17 protein-coding genes are annotated in these 16,836 nt (G+C 53.3%); 7 read left to right on the top strand and 10 right to left on the bottom strand.

The annotated features are described in order from the left end of the window. Nucleotides 1–30: 30 nt before the first annotated feature. The 6 genes from R9X49_RS14090 to xerD form a co-directional block, all read right to left on the bottom strand. On the bottom strand, nucleotides 31–786 hold the full coding sequence (locus R9X49_RS14090) for an AraC family transcriptional regulator (protein ID WP_319849002.1): 756 nt from the start codon (nucleotides 784–786) through the stop codon (nucleotides 31–33). A 414-nt stretch (nucleotides 787–1,200) separates the two neighbouring features. Then, a complete protein-coding gene (gene lysS / locus R9X49_RS14085; protein WP_319849001.1) occupies nucleotides 1,201–2,718 on the bottom strand; it encodes a lysine--tRNA ligase in 1,518 nt (505 codons plus the stop codon). A gap of 8 nt (nucleotides 2,719–2,726) precedes the next feature. Beyond that, nucleotides 2,727–3,825, bottom strand: a protein-coding gene (gene prfB, locus R9X49_RS14080; RefSeq protein ID WP_319848999.1) for a peptide chain release factor 2 whose coding sequence is annotated in 2 segments (ribosomal slippage) — nucleotides 2,727–3,749 and nucleotides 3,751–3,825 — 1,098 coding nt in all. Because the reading frame shifts where the segments join, the coding sequence is not laid out codon by codon here. A 114-nt stretch (nucleotides 3,826–3,939) separates the two neighbouring features. Continuing rightward, a complete protein-coding gene (gene recJ, locus R9X49_RS14075; protein WP_319848998.1) occupies nucleotides 3,940–5,700 on the bottom strand; it encodes a single-stranded-DNA-specific exonuclease RecJ in 1,761 nt (586 codons plus the stop codon). 6 nt (nucleotides 5,701–5,706) lie between these two features. Beyond that, the gene (dsbC, locus tag R9X49_RS14070; protein ID WP_319848997.1) at nucleotides 5,707–6,423 is read right to left on the bottom strand and encodes a bifunctional protein-disulfide isomerase/oxidoreductase DsbC; all 717 of its coding nucleotides are present in this window, start codon (nucleotides 6,421–6,423) and stop codon (nucleotides 5,707–5,709) included. Nucleotides 6,424–6,564: 141 nt separating this feature from the next. Further along, on the bottom strand, nucleotides 6,565–7,464 hold the full coding sequence (gene xerD, locus R9X49_RS14065) for a site-specific tyrosine recombinase XerD (RefSeq protein WP_012773347.1): 900 nt from the start codon (nucleotides 7,462–7,464) through the stop codon (nucleotides 6,565–6,567). Between the two features lie 311 nt (nucleotides 7,465–7,775). Between xerD and R9X49_RS14060 the strand changes: the two genes are divergently transcribed. The 4 genes from R9X49_RS14060 (at nucleotide 7,776) to R9X49_RS14045 (ending at nucleotide 10,902) form a co-directional block, all read left to right on the top strand. Beyond that, nucleotides 7,776–9,104 (top strand): MFS transporter, encoded by a 1,329-nt coding sequence (locus R9X49_RS14060; protein ID WP_319848996.1) that lies wholly within the window; start codon nucleotides 7,776–7,778, stop codon nucleotides 9,102–9,104. Between the two features lie 207 nt (nucleotides 9,105–9,311). Beyond that, nucleotides 9,312–9,698: an acyl-CoA thioesterase gene (locus R9X49_RS14055; RefSeq protein WP_319848995.1), complete on the top strand. Its 387-nt coding sequence runs from the start codon at nucleotides 9,312–9,314 to the stop codon at nucleotides 9,696–9,698. A gap of 333 nt (nucleotides 9,699–10,031) precedes the next feature. Then, nucleotides 10,032–10,550, top strand: a complete 519-nt coding sequence (gene fldB / locus R9X49_RS14050; protein WP_319848994.1) for a flavodoxin FldB — start codon at nucleotides 10,032–10,034, stop codon at nucleotides 10,548–10,550. A gap of 28 nt (nucleotides 10,551–10,578) precedes the next feature. Continuing rightward, entirely contained in the window at nucleotides 10,579–10,902 is a 324-nt protein-coding gene (locus R9X49_RS14045) for a hypothetical protein (protein ID WP_095993682.1), read from the top strand. A 45-nt stretch (nucleotides 10,903–10,947) separates the two neighbouring features. On the opposite strand, the gene rlmF is transcribed toward R9X49_RS14045, so the two are convergent. The 3 genes from rlmF to sdhE all read right to left on the bottom strand — a co-directional run bounded on the left by rlmF (nucleotide 10,948) and on the right by sdhE (nucleotide 12,612). Beyond that, nucleotides 10,948–11,883: a 23S rRNA (adenine(1618)-N(6))-methyltransferase RlmF gene (gene rlmF / locus R9X49_RS14040; protein ID WP_319848992.1), complete on the bottom strand. Its 936-nt coding sequence runs from the start codon at nucleotides 11,881–11,883 to the stop codon at nucleotides 10,948–10,950. Between the two features lie 68 nt (nucleotides 11,884–11,951). Next, a complete protein-coding gene (locus R9X49_RS14035) occupies nucleotides 11,952–12,326 on the bottom strand; it encodes a protein YgfX (RefSeq protein WP_319848991.1) in 375 nt (124 codons plus the stop codon). A 19-nt stretch (nucleotides 12,327–12,345) separates the two neighbouring features. Next, on the bottom strand, nucleotides 12,346–12,612 hold the full coding sequence (gene sdhE / locus R9X49_RS14030; RefSeq protein WP_012773340.1) for an FAD assembly factor SdhE: 267 nt from the start codon (nucleotides 12,610–12,612) through the stop codon (nucleotides 12,346–12,348). A 235-nt stretch (nucleotides 12,613–12,847) separates the two neighbouring features. Here sdhE and ygfZ point away from each other — a divergent pair, with 235 nt between their 5' ends. Next, nucleotides 12,848–13,849 carry a tRNA-modifying protein YgfZ gene (ygfZ, locus tag R9X49_RS14025; RefSeq protein WP_319848990.1) on the top strand — a complete coding sequence of 334 codons (1,002 nt, stop codon included), beginning with the start codon at nucleotides 12,848–12,850 and terminating at the stop codon, nucleotides 13,847–13,849. A gap of 54 nt (nucleotides 13,850–13,903) precedes the next feature. Here ygfZ and trhA read toward each other — a convergent pair whose 3' ends face one another. Then, nucleotides 13,904–14,551, bottom strand: a complete 648-nt coding sequence (gene trhA / locus R9X49_RS14020; protein WP_319848989.1) for a PAQR family membrane homeostasis protein TrhA — start codon at nucleotides 14,549–14,551, stop codon at nucleotides 13,904–13,906. Nucleotides 14,552–14,984: 433 nt separating this feature from the next. Between trhA and R9X49_RS14015 the strand changes: the two genes are divergently transcribed. Both R9X49_RS14015 and R9X49_RS14010 read left to right on the top strand, forming a co-directional pair. Continuing rightward, on the top strand, nucleotides 14,985–15,593 hold the full coding sequence (locus R9X49_RS14015; RefSeq protein WP_319848988.1) for an HD domain-containing protein: 609 nt from the start codon (nucleotides 14,985–14,987) through the stop codon (nucleotides 15,591–15,593). 43 nt (nucleotides 15,594–15,636) lie between these two features. After that, nucleotides 15,637–16,641 (top strand): LacI family DNA-binding transcriptional regulator, encoded by a 1,005-nt coding sequence (locus tag R9X49_RS14010; protein ID WP_319848987.1) that lies wholly within the window; start codon nucleotides 15,637–15,639, stop codon nucleotides 16,639–16,641. Nucleotides 16,642–16,836 lie beyond the last annotated feature (195 nt).

The following is a 16,836-nucleotide window of genomic DNA, read 5'->3' as shown; positions in this document are numbered from 1 at the left end:
AGTCTAGAGCCCAAAGGAAACGCTGTATTGTCAAAAATTGATACGGCGGAACTGCCCCGGCGTCATGGCGTTATAGCGATTGAAAGCTTTGGTGAAATGCGCCTGATCGGCAAACCCGACATCACCCGCGACCTGGCTAATCGCAGTCCCCTGCCGCAGCAGTTCCCGCGCTTTACACATACGTCGCTGCATCAGCCACGCCAGCGGTGGTAGCCCAACCGCCTGATTAAACGAACGTACCAGATGTGCGACTGACAGATTTTCCTGCTGCGCGAGCTGATCGAGCGTGGGGACATCGCTGAGATCGCTCAGCAACCCGTCTTTAATCCGCGTGATCCGCTCTGCTTCTTTAATCTGGCCCTGAGACGGCATAGGATGCTGGTTTTCCATCAACGCAGCCAGCAGCAGGATAATGCGCTCCTGACGCGTGCAATCGTCCACATCAGAGATGACCAGCTGTTTTAGCTCGGCTGCCAACTGCGGCGACGGATTCCAGCCCCGTGAGAACCGAAAAGTTTGGTGGAAATAATGCTCGAATGCCTGCGGGTGAACGTACAGTGATGCGCACTGCCAGCGGTCAAACGCGTTGTCGCTGCCTTGTAGCTGATCGGGATTGTAGGTTGTCACCATATCGTTGGTGGCAATAAAGGTCTCTCCATCCAGCCAGACCGTTTCCAACCCGCTGAGATTGGCGCTGATGACGAACTCGTCGTGCGTATGCCGTGGAAAACTGCGGCCGTTGGTTAACAGCGCCAGTTCGAACCAGGCATCGCGGTAAGTCATCATGGGAGTGTTCCGGCAGTGAATGAATGCCTGAAAATAGCATCTTCCCCCGTCATGCGACAATCACAGAATAACGGCAAGAATGCGGAGGGAAAACGTGGTTATGGCGTTCCAGATAGTTGATAAACCCATTCGCCGAAAAAAAACGGTAGTAACGGAATAGAAGAGTAAAGCGTTTGCGCCATGGACAAAAACGTCAGGAACGTTTTTGAACGTCGCTAGCGACGGCCCTGTAAGGGTGAATCTCAGGGATGAGATTCATATCCGCGCAAGCCGAGCGCACAGGGATGTGTTCACAGCGTCTTTACGATCTATCCGTTACTACCGCTCGACGGCCTTTGTCGATAGTAAAAAAACCGGTGCGGTTGCACCGGTTTAATAAAGTATGACGACAGTGTCAGTCTGACTTTCTTTGCCTTATTTCTGCGGACGCATTGCCGGGAACAGGATCACGTCGCGGATGGTGTGGCTGTTAGTGAACAACATCACCATACGATCGATACCGATACCCAGACCCGCTGTCGGTGGCAGGCCGTGTTCCAGCGCGGTCACGTAGTCTTCGTCGTAGAACATCGCTTCGTCATCGCCCGCGTCTTTAGCATTCACCTGCTGCGCAAAACGCTCTGCCTGATCTTCGGCATCATTCAGCTCGGAGAAGCCGTTACCGATTTCACGGCCGCCGATGAAGAACTCAAAGCGATCGGTGATTTCAGGGTTTTGATCGTTACGACGCGCCAGCGGTGATACTTCAGCCGGATATTCGGTGATGAAGGTTGGCTGGATCAGGCTGCTTTCTGCCGTCTCTTCGAAGATCTCGGTAACGATACGGCCCAGACCCCAGCTTTTCTCGATCTTGATCCCCAGAGACTGGGCGATCGCGGTCGCTTTCTCCAGATCGTCCAGATCGGCAACGTTGGTTTCAGGGCGGTACTTACAGATCGCTTCGCGCATCGTCAGCTTCTCGAACGGCTTGCCGAAGTCGAATGTCTGGTCGCCGTATTCCACCGTTGTCGAGCCCAGTACGTCCTGCGTCAGCGTACGGAACAGGTTTTCCGTCAGCACAATCAGGTCTTTATAATCGGCATACGCCATATAAAGTTCCATCATGGTGAATTCAGGGTTATGACGTGGGGAAACGCCTTCGTTACGGAAGTTACGGTTGATCTCGAACACACGCTCAAAGCCACCGACAACCAGACGCTTCAGGTACAGTTCCGGCGCGATGCGCAGGTACATGTCGATGTCCAGCGCGTTGTGGTGCGTAATGAACGGACGGGCAGACGCGCCGCCAGGGATCACCTGCATCATTGGCGTTTCAACTTCCATAAAGCCGTGATCAACCATGAAGCTACGGATCGCCGCCATCACTTTTGAACGAATACGGAAGGTATTGCGAGATTCATCGTTAGCGATCAGATCCAGATAACGCTGGCGATAACGCGTTTCCTGATCGGCCAGACCGTGGAATTTATCCGGCAGCGGACGCAGCGCTTTAGTCAGCAAACGCAGTTCAGTACAGTGGATGGACAGCTCGCCCGTCTTGGTTTTGAACAGCTTACCGCGCGCGCCCAGAATATCGCCCAGATCCCACTTCTTGAACTGCTCGTTATAGATGCCTTCCACCAGATCGTCGCGGGAAACATACAGCTGAATACGGCCACCAACGTCCTGCAAGGTCACGAAAGAGGCTTTACCCATGATGCGACGGGTCATCATACGGCCCGCGACAGTCACTTCAACGCCCAGTTCTTCCAGCTCTTCGTTCTCTTTGCCATCGAACTCAGCGTGCAGACGATCGGACGTGCTGTCACGGCGGAAATCATTCGGGAATGCGATCCCGGTTTCACGCAGCGCCACCAGCTTTTCACGACGCGTTTTTAATTCATTATTCAGATCTTGCGCCTGATCGGCACCCTGTGATTGTGATTCAGCCATGTGAATTCTTATAACCCCGCTTTTAAACTTGCTTCAATAAATTTGTCCAGATCGCCATCCAGTACGGCCTGAGTGTTACGTGTTTCCACTCCGGTACGTAAATCTTTGATGCGCGAATCATCCAGAACATAGGAACGAATCTGGCTGCCCCAGCCGATATCAGACTTGTTGTCTTCCATCGCCTGTTTCTCAGCATTTTTCTTTTGCATCTCAAACTCGTACAGCTTGGCTTTCAGCTGTTTCATCGCCTGATCTTTGTTTTTATGCTGGGAACGGTCATTCTGACACTGCGTGACAATACCAGTAGGCATGTGGGTAATACGCACCGCAGATTCTGTCCGGTTAACGTGCTGACCACCCGCACCAGAGGCACGGTAAACGTCAATACGCAGGTCGGCAGGATTGATTTCGATATCGATATCATCTTCAACTTCCGGGTAAACGAACGCGGAGCTGAATGAGGTGTGGCGGCGGCCGCCGGAATCGAACGGGCTCTTACGCACCAGACGGTGTACGCCGGTTTCGGTACGCAGCCAGCCAAATGCATAGTCGCCGATGATCTTGATAGTGGCGGATTTCGTACCGGCCACGTCACCGTCTGACTCTTCAATAATTTCGGTTTTAAACCCTTTGGCTTCCGCCCAACGCAGGTACATACGCACCAGCATGCTGGCCCAGTCCTGCGCTTCCGTACCGCCAGAACCTGCCTGAATATCCAGGTAACAATCCGCACTGTCGTACTGGCCGGAGAACATGCGACGGAATTCGAGCTGGCCTAATTTATTTTCCAGCGCGTCCAGTTCTACCGACGTTTCATTAAACGTATCTTCGTCGTCTTCTTCCACCGCAAGCTCAAGCAGACCATTCACATCTTCCAGACCTTGAGTCAGTTGATCGATGGTGTCTACGATGGCTTCCAGCGAGGAACGTTCTTTTCCCAATGCCTGAGCGCGTTCAGGCTCATTCCAGACATCAGGCTGTTCCAGTTCGGCATTTACTTCTTCGAGGCGTTCTTTCTTGGCATCATAGTCAAAGATACCCCCTAAGAACGGCACTACGTTCAGACAGGTCCTGAATGCGGTTTTTTACCGGATTAATTTCAAACATGATTTTTTATATTCTTACGTTAAGTCGTTGACAACGGAATGGTGTAACCCGCCATTCTAGCGGATAAAAGGCCCATTTTATAGACTTTCTGCCCACCGTATTCTGTCCACACGGCTAGCGCGGCCACAGATGTTGAATGAGCAATTGCACCGAACGTTTACCGCGAAACTCGTTAATATCCAGCCGGTACACGATTTCCACTTCTTTAATGCTCGGATCCGGCCAGATGGTAGTATCAACATTGAATGCGATACCATCTAACAGCGGCACCTGCCCTGTTGCACCAATCGGTTCAAACATCGCTTTCAAATGGCGCTCTTTGAGTAGGCGAGGTTGCAGAATACGGAAGCAGCCATCGAACGTCGGTTCAGGGAAGGACTGACCCCACGGCCCCGCGTAGCGCAGCATCTCTGCCGTTGAGAGCAAATCCAGTTCCGGCAGCACCAGCTCACCGTCAGACCAGACGACGCCTTCAAGCTGAGACGGGTCGAGCCATTCGCCAACCAGCTCGCCAAAGCGCTGGCGAAAATCCTCAAACCGATCTTCATGCAGCGATAACCCTGCCGCCATCGCATGCCCGCCGAATTTCTGCATCATACCGGGGTACAGCGTATCCAGCCGCTCCAGCGCATCGCGCAGATGCAGGCCGGAAATGGAGCGCCCTGACCCTTTCAGCATGCCGTCGCCCGCAGGAGCAAAGGCAATCACTGGACGATGAAAACGTTCTTTAATGCGCGAAGCCAAAATACCGACGACACCCTGATGCCATTCCGGGTGATACATCGCCAATCCGTAAGGCAGTGAATCACGGGTACGTTCCAGCGATTCACACAGGCGCAACGCTTCTGCCTGCATCCCCTGTTCAATCTCCCGCCGGTCCTGATTCATGTCATTCAGTTCATTGGCAAGGATACGTGCTTGTACGATGTCATCGCTGAGCAGCAGTTCGACACCGATTTTCATGTCGTGTAGCCGTCCAGCCGCGTTCAGCCGTGGGCCTAACGCAAAGCCTAAATCGCTGGCGACCAGTTGACTGGCATCGCGGTTCGCCACTTCCAGCAGCGCCCGAATACCCGGACGACATTCGCCCGCACGAATGCGGTTCAGCCCCTGCGCGACCAGAATCCGGTTGTTGGCATCCAGCGGCACCACGTCAGCGACCGTGCCCAGCGCCACCAGATCCAGTAATTCGGTGAGGTTCGGCTTCGCCAGCCCCTGTTGTGTAAACCAGGGTTGCGTAAACCAGCCGCTATCACGCAGGCGTACGAACAACGCCATCATCAGATAAAACGCGACGCCTACGCCCGCCAGTGACTTGGAGGGAAACTGACAGTCAGGCAGATTGGGATTAATCATGGCGTCGGCGTCAGGCAGAATTTCACCCGGCAGATGGTGATCGGTCACCAGCACGGTAATACCGCGCCGATGCGCATCCTCAACGCCCGCGTGAGAAGAGATCCCGTTATCCACGGTCACAATCACTTCTGCACCCAGCGCGGCGGCCTGCGCCACCACTTCCGGACTGAGCCCGTAACCGTCTTCAAAACGGTTCGGCACCAGATACTTCACGTTCACGGCACCCATGCTGCGCAGTGCCAGCACGGTGAGCGCGGTACTGGTAGCACCATCGGCATCAAAATCGCCGACAATGACGATGCAGCGCTTCTCAGCCAGCGTTTTTTGCAGCAGATCGACTGCCTTATCAATACCGCTTAACAACCGATAATTGAGTAAACCACTCAGGCTTCGTTCCAGCTCCTGAGCCCCTTTCACGCCGCGCTGCGCATAAAGGCGACGCAGCAAGGGCGGAACGGTGTCAGGTAAATCAATGTCCTCCGCCAGCGGACGCCGACGGAGTTGGGTAATCATATCCACGTAGCATTAACCGCCGGTTTTCTTCGAGGCTTTATGTGCTTCCAGCATCGCCAGCATTTCTTTTGGCCCTTGATATCCCGGCACGACCATACCGTCTTGCAACACGATAGCAGGGGTGCCCTGCACGCCAAACTGTATGCCCAGTTGGTAATGCGCAGCGATATCAGTTTTACACGTTGCTGGCGAGATCGCATCGCCCTTCATCGCGCTATCAAACGCTTTATTGCGATCGGCCACGCACCAGATGGACTGCATATCTTTCGCGGCTGCCGATTTCATGCCCTGCCGCGGGAAAGCCAGATAGCGCACGGTAATGCCCAGCGCGTTATAATCTTTCATCTGCTCATGCAGTTTGTGGCAATAGCCGCAGGTGATGTCGGTAAAAACGGTGATAACGTGTTTTTCCTGCGCGGCTTTATACACAATCATCTGATCCTGTAGCGCATCCATCTTGCCGATCAGGATCTTATTGGTGGTGTTGACTGGCATGGTGCCGCTCACGTCATAAAGCGGGCCTTGCAGCAAATGCTTGCCGTCTTCGCTGATGTACAGCACGCCGCTGTCGGTAATCACCGTTTTCATGCCCGCCATCGGCGAAGGCAGGATTTCCGCCCCCTGCATATCCAGACGCGTCAATGTCTGCTTGATCGCGGCATCATCGGCGTGAGCAACGTTGGTTGCCGTCGCGACCAGTAAAGAAAGCAGTAATAACCCTTTTTTCATTTCATCAATCCTGTGTTTTCGCAACATTGTCCGCGGCAAATCGCTGATGACAAGGATGCGCCGTGATAGTAAGCGGGAAATCCCGCCAGCCAGATAACATCCTGTTACTCTGTATAATGACTCGATTGGTTACGCTATCCCCTAGGCGCGCGGATGGTGCTGCTGGTGAAGCTGCTTCAGCCGCTCTGTCGCCACATGGGTGTAAATCTGCGTCGTGGAAAGATCGCTGTGCCCCAAGAGCATCTGTACGACCCGTAAATCCGCGCCGTGGTTCAATAAATGGGTAGCAAACGCGTGACGCAAAACGTGCGGCGAGAGCTTTTCGCTATCAATCGACGCCAGCACCGCATAATACTTGATGCGGTGCCAGAACGTCTGGCGCGTCATTTGCCGTGCGCGATTGCTGGGAAAGAGGACATCCAGCGTTTGCCCATTCAGCAGCCACGGGCGCCCATGTTCCAGATAGTACTCGATCCAGTACACTGCTTCTTCACCGAGCGGTACTAGCCGTTCTTTATTACCTTTTCCCAGCACGCGTACCACGCCCTGCCGCAGGCTGACATCGCTCATCGTCAAACCGACCAGCTCGGAAACGCGCAGCCCCGTCGCATACAATACCTCAAGCATGGCCTTATCGCGTAATTCCAGCGGTTGCTCAATGCTTGGCGCGTTGAGCAACGCATCCACCTGCGCCTCGCTCAAATCTTTGGGTAGACGCTGCGGCAGTTTCGGGGACGACAACACCGCGCTGGGATCGTCGCTGCGCAGCTTTTCCCGATAAAGGTACTGGAAGAAGCGGCGCATCGCGCTCAACAAACGGGCCGAACTGGTCGCCTTGTAGCCGCCATCAACCCTATCGGCGAGAAACGCCTGAAGATCGAGCGCCTGCGCCTGCAATAAGTCGTTATCATGGTGTGCAAGCCACTCCGCGAGCGTGCGCAGATCCAGCCGATAAGACGCTAGCGTATTCTCGGCCAGATTTCTTTCCAGCCATAGCGCATCGAGAAACTGTTCGATAAGCGCCTGATCGTGTTCTTGCATCGCCGTGTCCTTCTTCACTGATTGGCAATATTATGCCGATGAAGCGGCGACTTTACACCTTCATCAAGGCCGTATTCGCGCGCAGACAGAATTGTGCGCGATCTCACATATTCCGTGAACATCAACATCGCCATAACATTCTCCGGCAAAAATAAGGCTGTGGCACATTATATTTTATGTATCGATAATATATTGGAACAGGCTCCTTGAAGCCGCGTGCCGACTGGCATTGCCCTTACTTAATCAACGTTGAAAAGCCAATTTTTCTGTGCGTAGAATGGTCGTTCGTGTTGTTAAAATAAAGAAACATTATGCAAGCCACCACCGTCACTCCCACTCTCGATGCCGAAGCGGAAGCGCCACCCGTAAACTCACGCAATAAAGTCATTGTTGCGTCGCTGATTGGCACCGCTATCGAATTTTTCGATTTTTATATCTACGCCACTGCCGCAGTGCTGGTTTTCCCGCACATTTTCTTCCCGCAGGGCGATCCGACAGCCGCTACGCTACAGTCGCTGGCCACCTTCGCGATTGCCTTTGTGGCTCGCCCTATTGGTTCGGCAGTATTCGGTCACTTCGGCGACCGCGTCGGACGTAAAGTCACGCTGGTCGCATCTCTGCTGACCATGGGGATCTCAACCGTCCTGATTGGGCTGTTACCGACCTACGAAACCATTGGTATTTTTGCACCGATTCTTCTGGCACTGGCACGCTTCGGCCAAGGGCTGGGTCTGGGTGGTGAATGGGGCGGCGCGGCACTGCTGGCGACCGAAAATGCCCCATCCAATAAGCGTGCGCTGTACGGGTCGTTCCCCCAGCTTGGCGCACCGATTGGCTTCTTCTTCGCAAACGGCACCTTCCTGCTGTTGTCCTGGCTGCTGACGGAAGAGCAGTTCATGACCTGGGGCTGGCGCGTACCGTTCGTCGCGTCCGCGGTGCTGGTGCTGGTTGGCCTGTATGTCCGTATCTCTCTGCATGAAGCCCCGGTCTTTACCAAAGCGGTCAAAGCCGGCAAACAGGTGCGTATGCCGCTGGGCACGCTGCTTAGCAAGCACATGAAAGTCACGATCCTCGGCACCTTCATCATGCTGGCGACCTACACACTGTTCTACATCATGACCGTTTACTCCATGACATACGGAACAACGCCAGAACCTAAGGGGCTTGGCTTCTCGCGTAACAGCTTCCTGTTGATGCTGATGATCGCGGTGATCGGCTTTGGCCTGATGGTGCCGGTAGCAGGCTATCTGGCGGATGCCTTTGGCCGCCGCAAGACCATGATTACCATCACCTGCCTCATGATCGTCTTCGCGATGCTGTTCCCTTACATGCTCGGCTCAGGTAATCAGGCGCTGGTAATGGGCTTCCTGGTGCTGGGTCTGAGCATCATGGGACTGACGTTCGGCCCAATGGGTGCGCTGCTGCCGGAGCTGTTCCCGACGGAAGTACGCTACACTGGCGCGTCATTCTCCTATAACGTCTCGTCAATTCTGGGTGCATCGGTCGCACCATATATCGCAGCGTGGCTGACGGCCAACTACGGCCTGTTCTACGTCGGCGTTTATCTGGCAGCCATGGCGTCGCTGACGCTGATTGCGCTGCTGGCGACCAGAGAAACACGTCACCAGTCTCTGGGATAAATTTCCCTTCAGTGAGGGCCGCGGCCCTCACTGCACCTTTCCTTTTTCACCATGGCACCAAACCGCTTATCCCCACTCAAATCATGACATCACGTTATTATCACTTTGATACATTTTCGCATTTACCACGCTAATTAAGTGAGGTATACCAACAGGCCTGTCGATGTAACAAATCCGTTCGGTACAACAATCAAATAGGATGCAAAAATGTTTTCAAAACATTATGACGTTGAGGACAGTCATATCGACTTTCAGGGCGTCGTCGACGGCCTCTACTACCCGTTTTACATGGAGTGGACGCGACATGCCTTTATGAAAGAAGCGCTGGGCATTGATATTGAAGAAGAGTTCAAGCAGGGAAAGATTTACATGGTACTCGAGTACACTCTGCGCTTCCGTAAAAGCCTGCAAAAAGGCGATCGGTTAGAAGTCACCTGCCAGTTGGAAAAGAACGAAAAACGTAATCGTGTCAATTTCGTTCAGCAGATTAAGGTTGGCGACGTTACTTACGCAGAAGCCACGTTTGTCGCTACTTGCCTGACCAATGGCCGACCATCAATGCCGGAAGCAGTAGTGAATGCATTAGCGCTTTAAGCATCCGTATGATCAGGGTTCTCTTCGTTAGCCCCCAGCCTATAGCGCTAACGAAGAGAGCTCTGCATGTTGTAATGAGATACGTTTTTCTCACTGAGACCATTTCCCTCAAATACGGTTCTTGTGCCCCCCATTTCAGCCAATCGCTCTGCACCGCGAGTTTCGCCAGCGATTGTAAAAGACCTCGATATCACCGAATATGACACTCATTGCCTGTTTTCTGCTGCATATGAGCGATGGACTTGCCACATTTAGGCATGTCACGTCACAGCGCAGAAACTGAACCAATGCATTGATTTTATAAAATAATTAAATCATGGACTTATAGATAGTATGAAAATCGGTCTGTTTTACGGCTCAAGCACCTGCTACACCGAAATGGCGGCGGAAAAAATTCGCGACATTCTGGGCGAAGAACTGGTGGATCTGCACAATATTAAGGATGTCGAACCTCAACGTATGGAAGACTACAGTACGCTGATTCTCGGCATCCCCACCTGGGATTTCGGAGAGATTCAGGAAGACTGGGAGAACATCTGGGGTCAATTAGCGACGCTAAACCTCAAAGGCAAAGTCGTGGCGCTCTACGGTATGGGCGACCAGCTTGGCTATAGCGAATGGTTCCTTGATGCGTTGGGCATGTTGCATGACCAACTGCTGCCGCTGGGTGTCACGTTCGTTGGATACTGGCCGACAGAAGGCTATGATTTCATCAGTCCAAAACCGCTGGCCGCTGACGGCAAACACTTTGTCGGGCTGGCGCTGGACGAAGTGAACCAATACGATCTCAGCGATGAGCGGTTGGAACAGTGGTGCGAACAGATCCTGCAAGAAATGGCGTCATTACTGTAAACGGTACGACTCAACAGAGGTAAGCACGATGAAAATGTTACTCATAGCGGTCGCAGGATTGTTGCTTGCTGGTTGTGCTCAAACAGGCACGCAGGAATACGCCAGAAATCTAGGCGGGAAATGCGATGTACCGCAATATTACGCTATCGATTTCTCCAGATTTGATGAGACTGCCCAGCAAATCGCACACGCGACGGGCTGCGGCATCATCACCGATACCACGCTGACGGGCGCGATTAAGCCGCATCCCGTCAAAGGTTATCTGACCCGACGGGAAGCGGTGTTTATGGCGATTCAGGGGACATCGTTGAAGGTAACCCAGCAGGAACCGGATACGATTACCGTTGAGTAATACGTTCACGGATACCTTACCGGTATCCGCATCCGTTGAAGTGGCTTAGCGCTTTTGTAACCAGCGGGTACGCGCGGCGGTATCAAGGAAACTCCACGCAACAAAGCGGCTTTGCTTCTGGCCTTGCGCCATATCGATGGTTCTGACCTTTTCTGCGTCAACCGCTTCCAGCGCGCGATAAATCTCCGGCAGGTTCTCTTTGCGCGATACCAGCGACGTAAACCACAGGCACTGACGGGCAAAACCGGCGCTCTCCTTAATCATCTGACCAATAAACGCTGACTCGCCCCCCTCACACCACAGCTCATCCTGCTGGCCGCCAAAATTCAGCGGTGAGCGTTTATCCAGCCCCAGGTTATGCAGTTTACGCTGCGTTCCCTGACGCGCATCCTCAGCGGAAGCGTGGAATGGCGGATTACACATGACCGCATCAAACGTCTCGTTCTTGTGAATAATCCCTGCCAGTATCGCTGTACTGCTTTTTTGACGGCGCAGGCGAATCGCTCGGTTCAAACCGGGATTAGCCTCAATCGTCTGGTTGGCCGCTTTCATTGCGAGCGGATTAATTTCACTGCCGGTAAAACGCCAGCCGTATTCACGATACCCAATCAGCGGATAAATGCAGTTGGCGCCGCAGCCGATATCCAGCACGGACGCCTCTCGCGGCACCACTGAGCGGTTATCTTCCGCCAGCAAGTCAGCCAGATGGTGAATGTAGTCGGCACGGCCAGGAATCGGTGGGCACAGGAAACCGTCTGGAATCGTCCAGTGTTCAATCTGATAAAAATGCTGCAACAACGCCTGATTCAGCGCTTTCACCGCCTCGGGATTCGCAAAGTCCACTGACTCATCACCGTAGGCATTCACCGTGACAAACGGGACAAGCGCGGGATAGCTCTGTTTGAGCGCGGGAAAATCATAACGGTCGCGATGGCGATTACGAGGATGCAGACCATTTTTTTGCACTGCGGGCTTAGTCATCAGTTATATCCAATCAATTTTAAAGCACGGTCACACGGTGACCGAATAAGAACATTTCCAACGCGCCGCTATCTCGCCCAGTGTTTCTGCTGCAAAAGAAGCTGACGCAAATGACGCCATTCGTCATCGCCCATGCTGTCCGATGCCAGCCAAAGCTGTTGTCTGTCTTTACCGTTAACGGCCTGCAATGACAGCAACACGCCATTTTTCAGCAACCACGGTCGTTTAACGATCTGCCATTCCTGCTGCCGCCAGTTCAGGGTCGTTTCGCTGAGCAGAACGATTTCCCCCTGTCGGGATTTGATATTCCTTTGGCTACGGATAAAACCGAACATCACCATCGTGACCAGGCACAGCCACAGCCACGCATAGCCGTCCGGCCACGGCGCCAGAAGAATGAGCAATACTAATAGGCCATGCACAACCAATGACAGTAGTTGCATACGCCAGGAAACGCGAAGATCACATTGCCACTGGGCCACGATCTTTATTTCGCGTCTGAATAAGAGAAATCATGCGTTTCAGCTCTCCGTCTTTCGGCTCGCCATGGTTCATCAGCCAGTTGAATAAATCGGGATCGTCGCTTTGTAACAGGCGTACAAACGTGCGCTTATCACTGTCACTGAGTGTGTCATAGTCATGCTCGAAAAACGGCATGATCGCGATATCCAGTTCGCGCATACCGCGGCGGCATGCCCAATGAATGCGTGATTTATTATCGATTTCCATGTTTCATGTCCACCTTGTTATCGCAACGTGCCGCTAGTGTACTCCGATTCCGGTAGCGGGTATCAACTAATAGTAACATTTTGACATAGTTTACCGGCGTGCGCCGCGACGAGCGCGCCGATCGGTATCAGGATGTGCTATGCAATAACGCTGCGTGAATAACCACTTGCAAACCCTGAGCGCTCTTTTACCATTAAGCCATTCGGGTATCGCCCTTAGCGCAGGATTGTACTATATGGTTAACGAACATACGGCTCATCAACGTCCTTTTGCCTCACAACCCCTATTTGCTTCCGCCCAACTGGCCGCCACGCTCATCTCGTTGGATGACTGGGCGCTGGCCACGATGGTCGGACCGGATACCGTCAAGTATCTCCAGGGACAGGTCACTGCGGATGTCAGCGCACTCGCTGACGATCGGCACATCCTTTGCGCCCACTGCGACGCGAAAGGGAAAATGTGGAGCAACCTACGCCTGTTCCATCACGGCGAAGGCTTTGCTTTCATTGAGCGTCGTAACCTACGCGACGCCCAGCTTAGCGAACTGAAAAAATACGCCGTTTTCTCGAAAACAACTATCGTACCGGACGACAACGCCGTACTGCTCGGCGCGGCAGGTGCAGGCATCCGCGAGCTGCTGGCCTCTGCCTTTAGCCAGTTGCCAGACGCCGATCACCCTGTCGTGCAGCACGAAGGGGCAACCTTACTGCATTTTGCCCATCCCGCAGAACGTTTCCTGCTGGTGCTGTCGCCTGAGCAAAGCGCTTCGCTGCTTGAGCAGCTCGGCGATAAAGTCAGTCTGAACGACAGCCGCCAGTGGCTGACGCTGGATATCGAAGCAGGTCAGCCCATCATTGACAGCGCAAACAGTGCGCAGTTCATCCCGCAAGCGACTAATTTACAGGCATTAAATGGGATTAGCTTCAGCAAAGGATGCTATACCGGTCAGGAAATGGTCGCTCGGGCAAAATATCGTGGGGCAAACAAGCGTGCGCTTTACTGGTTGGCGGGTAAGGCGAATCAGGTGCCGCAAGCAGGGGACGATCTCGAATTGCAGCTCGGCGAGAACTGGCGCCGTACCGGTACGGTGTTGGCCGCCAGCCAATTGCAGAACGGTGAGGTGTGGGTACAGGCCGTGTTGAATAACGATCTCACCGCGGAGAATGTTCTGCGCGTACGCGAAGATGCCGACAGCCAGCTCACGATTCAGCCGCTGCCGTATGAAATAACGGATTAATCCGGCGGGTGACATCGCGCATGAACCACTTAGGTTCATGCGCTTTATGCAGGATTAAATATAAAGATAAATCGCCAGAAAGTGGCAAACGCTCCCGCCCAATACAAACCCGTGCCAAATCGCGTGATTATAGGGAATACGCTTGCAGGCATAGAAAATCACCCCCAGCGTGTACACCACGCCGCCGATTGCCAGCAGCGTCACACTCCCTGGCGCCAGCTTCATCACCATCTGATAAATCACCACCAGCGACAGCCAGCCCATCACCAGATAGGTAATCAATGACAGCACTTCAAAACGGTGGGCAAACGCCAGTTTGAAGATCACACCCAGCAGCGCCATCCCCCAGATAACAACCATCAGACCATGCGCCAGCGGTGAATCCAGCCCCACCAGCAAAAACGGCGTATAGGTTCCGGCAATTAACAGATAGATAGCACAGTGGTCGAATTTTTTCAGCCACGGCTTAATACGCTGAGACGGTATCGCGTGATACAGCGTCGACGCCAAAAATAGCAGGATAATACTGCCGCCATAGAGGCTGTAGCTGGTAATCGCCACGCTGCCAGCGTCATTATTGACCGCCTGAACCAGCAATAAAACCAGACCCACAATCCCGAAAATCACACCGATTCCATGGCTTATGCTGTTCGCAATTTCCTCTGCCAGAGAGTAATCCGACATCTGTGTATTTTTTGACATCAATAGATCCCACTGTATTCGGCAACAGTACACATTTCACAACATCATGCGCTGACGTTATCCGCCTTACCTTCCCCGGTTTCATACAGGGGACACAGGCGCAGGTGTTTAACCTTTGAGCAGAGTAACTGAGAATAGTTTCAGTGTACACGTGTAAGCTAAAATAATTATCGTCTCACTTTCTCTCTGACTTAACGTGTAATCATGCATGTCAATCTCGGGCAACATCCCCTACAATGATCGGCCTCGATATCTCCCTGTTTTTTGAAGGGCTCTGCCGTTTTTACCGGTTATTCGCGTTTACGGTTATCCGGTTCTGACGCTTACAGCGCTTTCCTGTAGTTTCACTACATATCGTTTTGGTTTTAACTACATATCGTTTTCACTGCATGATTTTTACTGCATCGTTTTCACTGCAAGAGGTAAGCTTTTCATGTCATCTTTCCCATCCACTCTGAATTTCGGCTCCATGACCGATGTTTTCGGCTTTCTGATAGAAATCGATAAATTAAAAAGCGTGCAGCGCCGTAACAAAATCATCGGCAGCGAACGTCACGAAGATTCTGCCGAACACAGCTGGCATTTTGCCGTCGCCGCGATGGCGCTGGCACCTTATGCAGGTGAAAACGTGGATATCCAGCGCGTGATCCAAATGGCGCTGATTCACGACATCGTCGAAATCGATGCAGGTGATGTGATCGTTTACGATCTTTCCGCGCGTCTGGCGATTCACGATCAGGAAGTCGCTGCCGCCGCCCGCATCTTTGGCCTGCTGCCGGAGCCACAGCGTCAACGATTCCACGATCTGTGGGAAGAGTATGAAGCCAACGAAACCCCCAGCGCCCAGTTCGCCATGATGCTCGATCGCGTCATGCCAATGCTGATGAATCTGTACAACGGCGGGCAAAGCTGGGTAGAAAACGGCATTCGTCTGGAGCAGGTTCTTGAACGCGCCGAATTCATCGCCGCGATCAACCCGGAGCTGTGGCAATACCTGAAGCAGCATCTGGAAGAGGCCAAAGCCAAGGGCTGGTTGCTATAATTCGGTTTTCCCGCTAGCCGGGCATTCACGTCAGGAGAGGGTGATGTCTTTAAAAACAATCGCGAATAACCTGGGTTTGTCCGTAGCAGCGGTGAGCCGTGCTCTGAACGGCCATCGGGATATCTCCGACGCCACGCGCCAGCGTATTCAGGAAGAAGCAGAACGTATCGGCTATCGTCCCAATACCCACGCGCGCCGCCTGAAAATGGGCAAAAGCAACGCCGTCGGGCTGGTCTATCCCTACGCTTCTTCCCTGAGTAACGATGTCTTTTTTGAGATGATTGGCGCAATCAGCCATAAGCTAGCGCAGCACGAGGTCGATTTTCTCCTGCTGGCCGATGAGCAAGACGCCTGTCAGGGAGCCGCCCGCTTGATCGCCAGCCAGCGCATTGATGCGCTGATTGTGGCGCATACGTGCGAACAGGACGAGCGGCTGGCGCTACTGCAACGCCACAACGTGCCTTTTCTGGCGCTGGGGCGTAGTCAGCTTCCCCACCCTTACGCCTGGTTCGATTTTGACAACCGCGCTGGCATGGCGCTGGCGACCGAGCACCTGATCGCGCTCGGCCATCGCCGTATCGCCATGTTAAGTGAAGACCACCCGCAGGCGTTCATCATGCAGCGTCGTCAGGGCTATCGCGATGCTCTGCAACACCACGGTCTGCCGTTTCACGAAACCTATCTGCGCTGTGTCAGCCCCACGCGCCGCGCAGGATATCAGGCCATGCTCGACCTTCTGGCACTGCCTGAACCGCCAACCGCGATGGTGATAGATGGCAATGTGCACGGCGACGGTGCCGTTGCGGCATTGCAGCAGGCGGGCCGACTTTCCAGTTCACCCCCCATTTCGTTGGTGATGTATGACGGTCTGCCACAGGACAGCCTGACCGACATCAACGTGACCGCCATAGAACAAGCGACGCGCGAGCAGGTTGGCGAACAGATTGCCAGCATGACGCAGGCGCTCATCGCAGGCGAAGCCGTAGAAAATTTGCAGGTGCTATGGCAACCGACGTTACGCATCGGTAAGACGAGCTTTCCCGCCTAATCTATTCCGCCCTCTTCCGCCTTTTTATAAAGACATCAGTTGGTTTATTGGCTCCAGCCGCCAACGAGATGTTCTTCACATCTTCGTCGCAACCTTTCTCCCTTCCTTAACGATTATTTTAACAAAATCACATTTCTTAAACGTTTAAGTTGATGGCTTAAACGTTTAAGTTTTCACTAAGAGGCATTAATCGGA

This window comes from Pectobacterium carotovorum (assembly GCF_033898505.1).
GTDB lineage: Bacteria > Pseudomonadota > Gammaproteobacteria > Enterobacterales > Enterobacteriaceae > Pectobacterium > Pectobacterium carotovorum_J.
The sequence above is the reverse complement of the archived record's forward strand: the minus strand, read 5'-3'. Positions and strand labels throughout refer to the sequence as shown.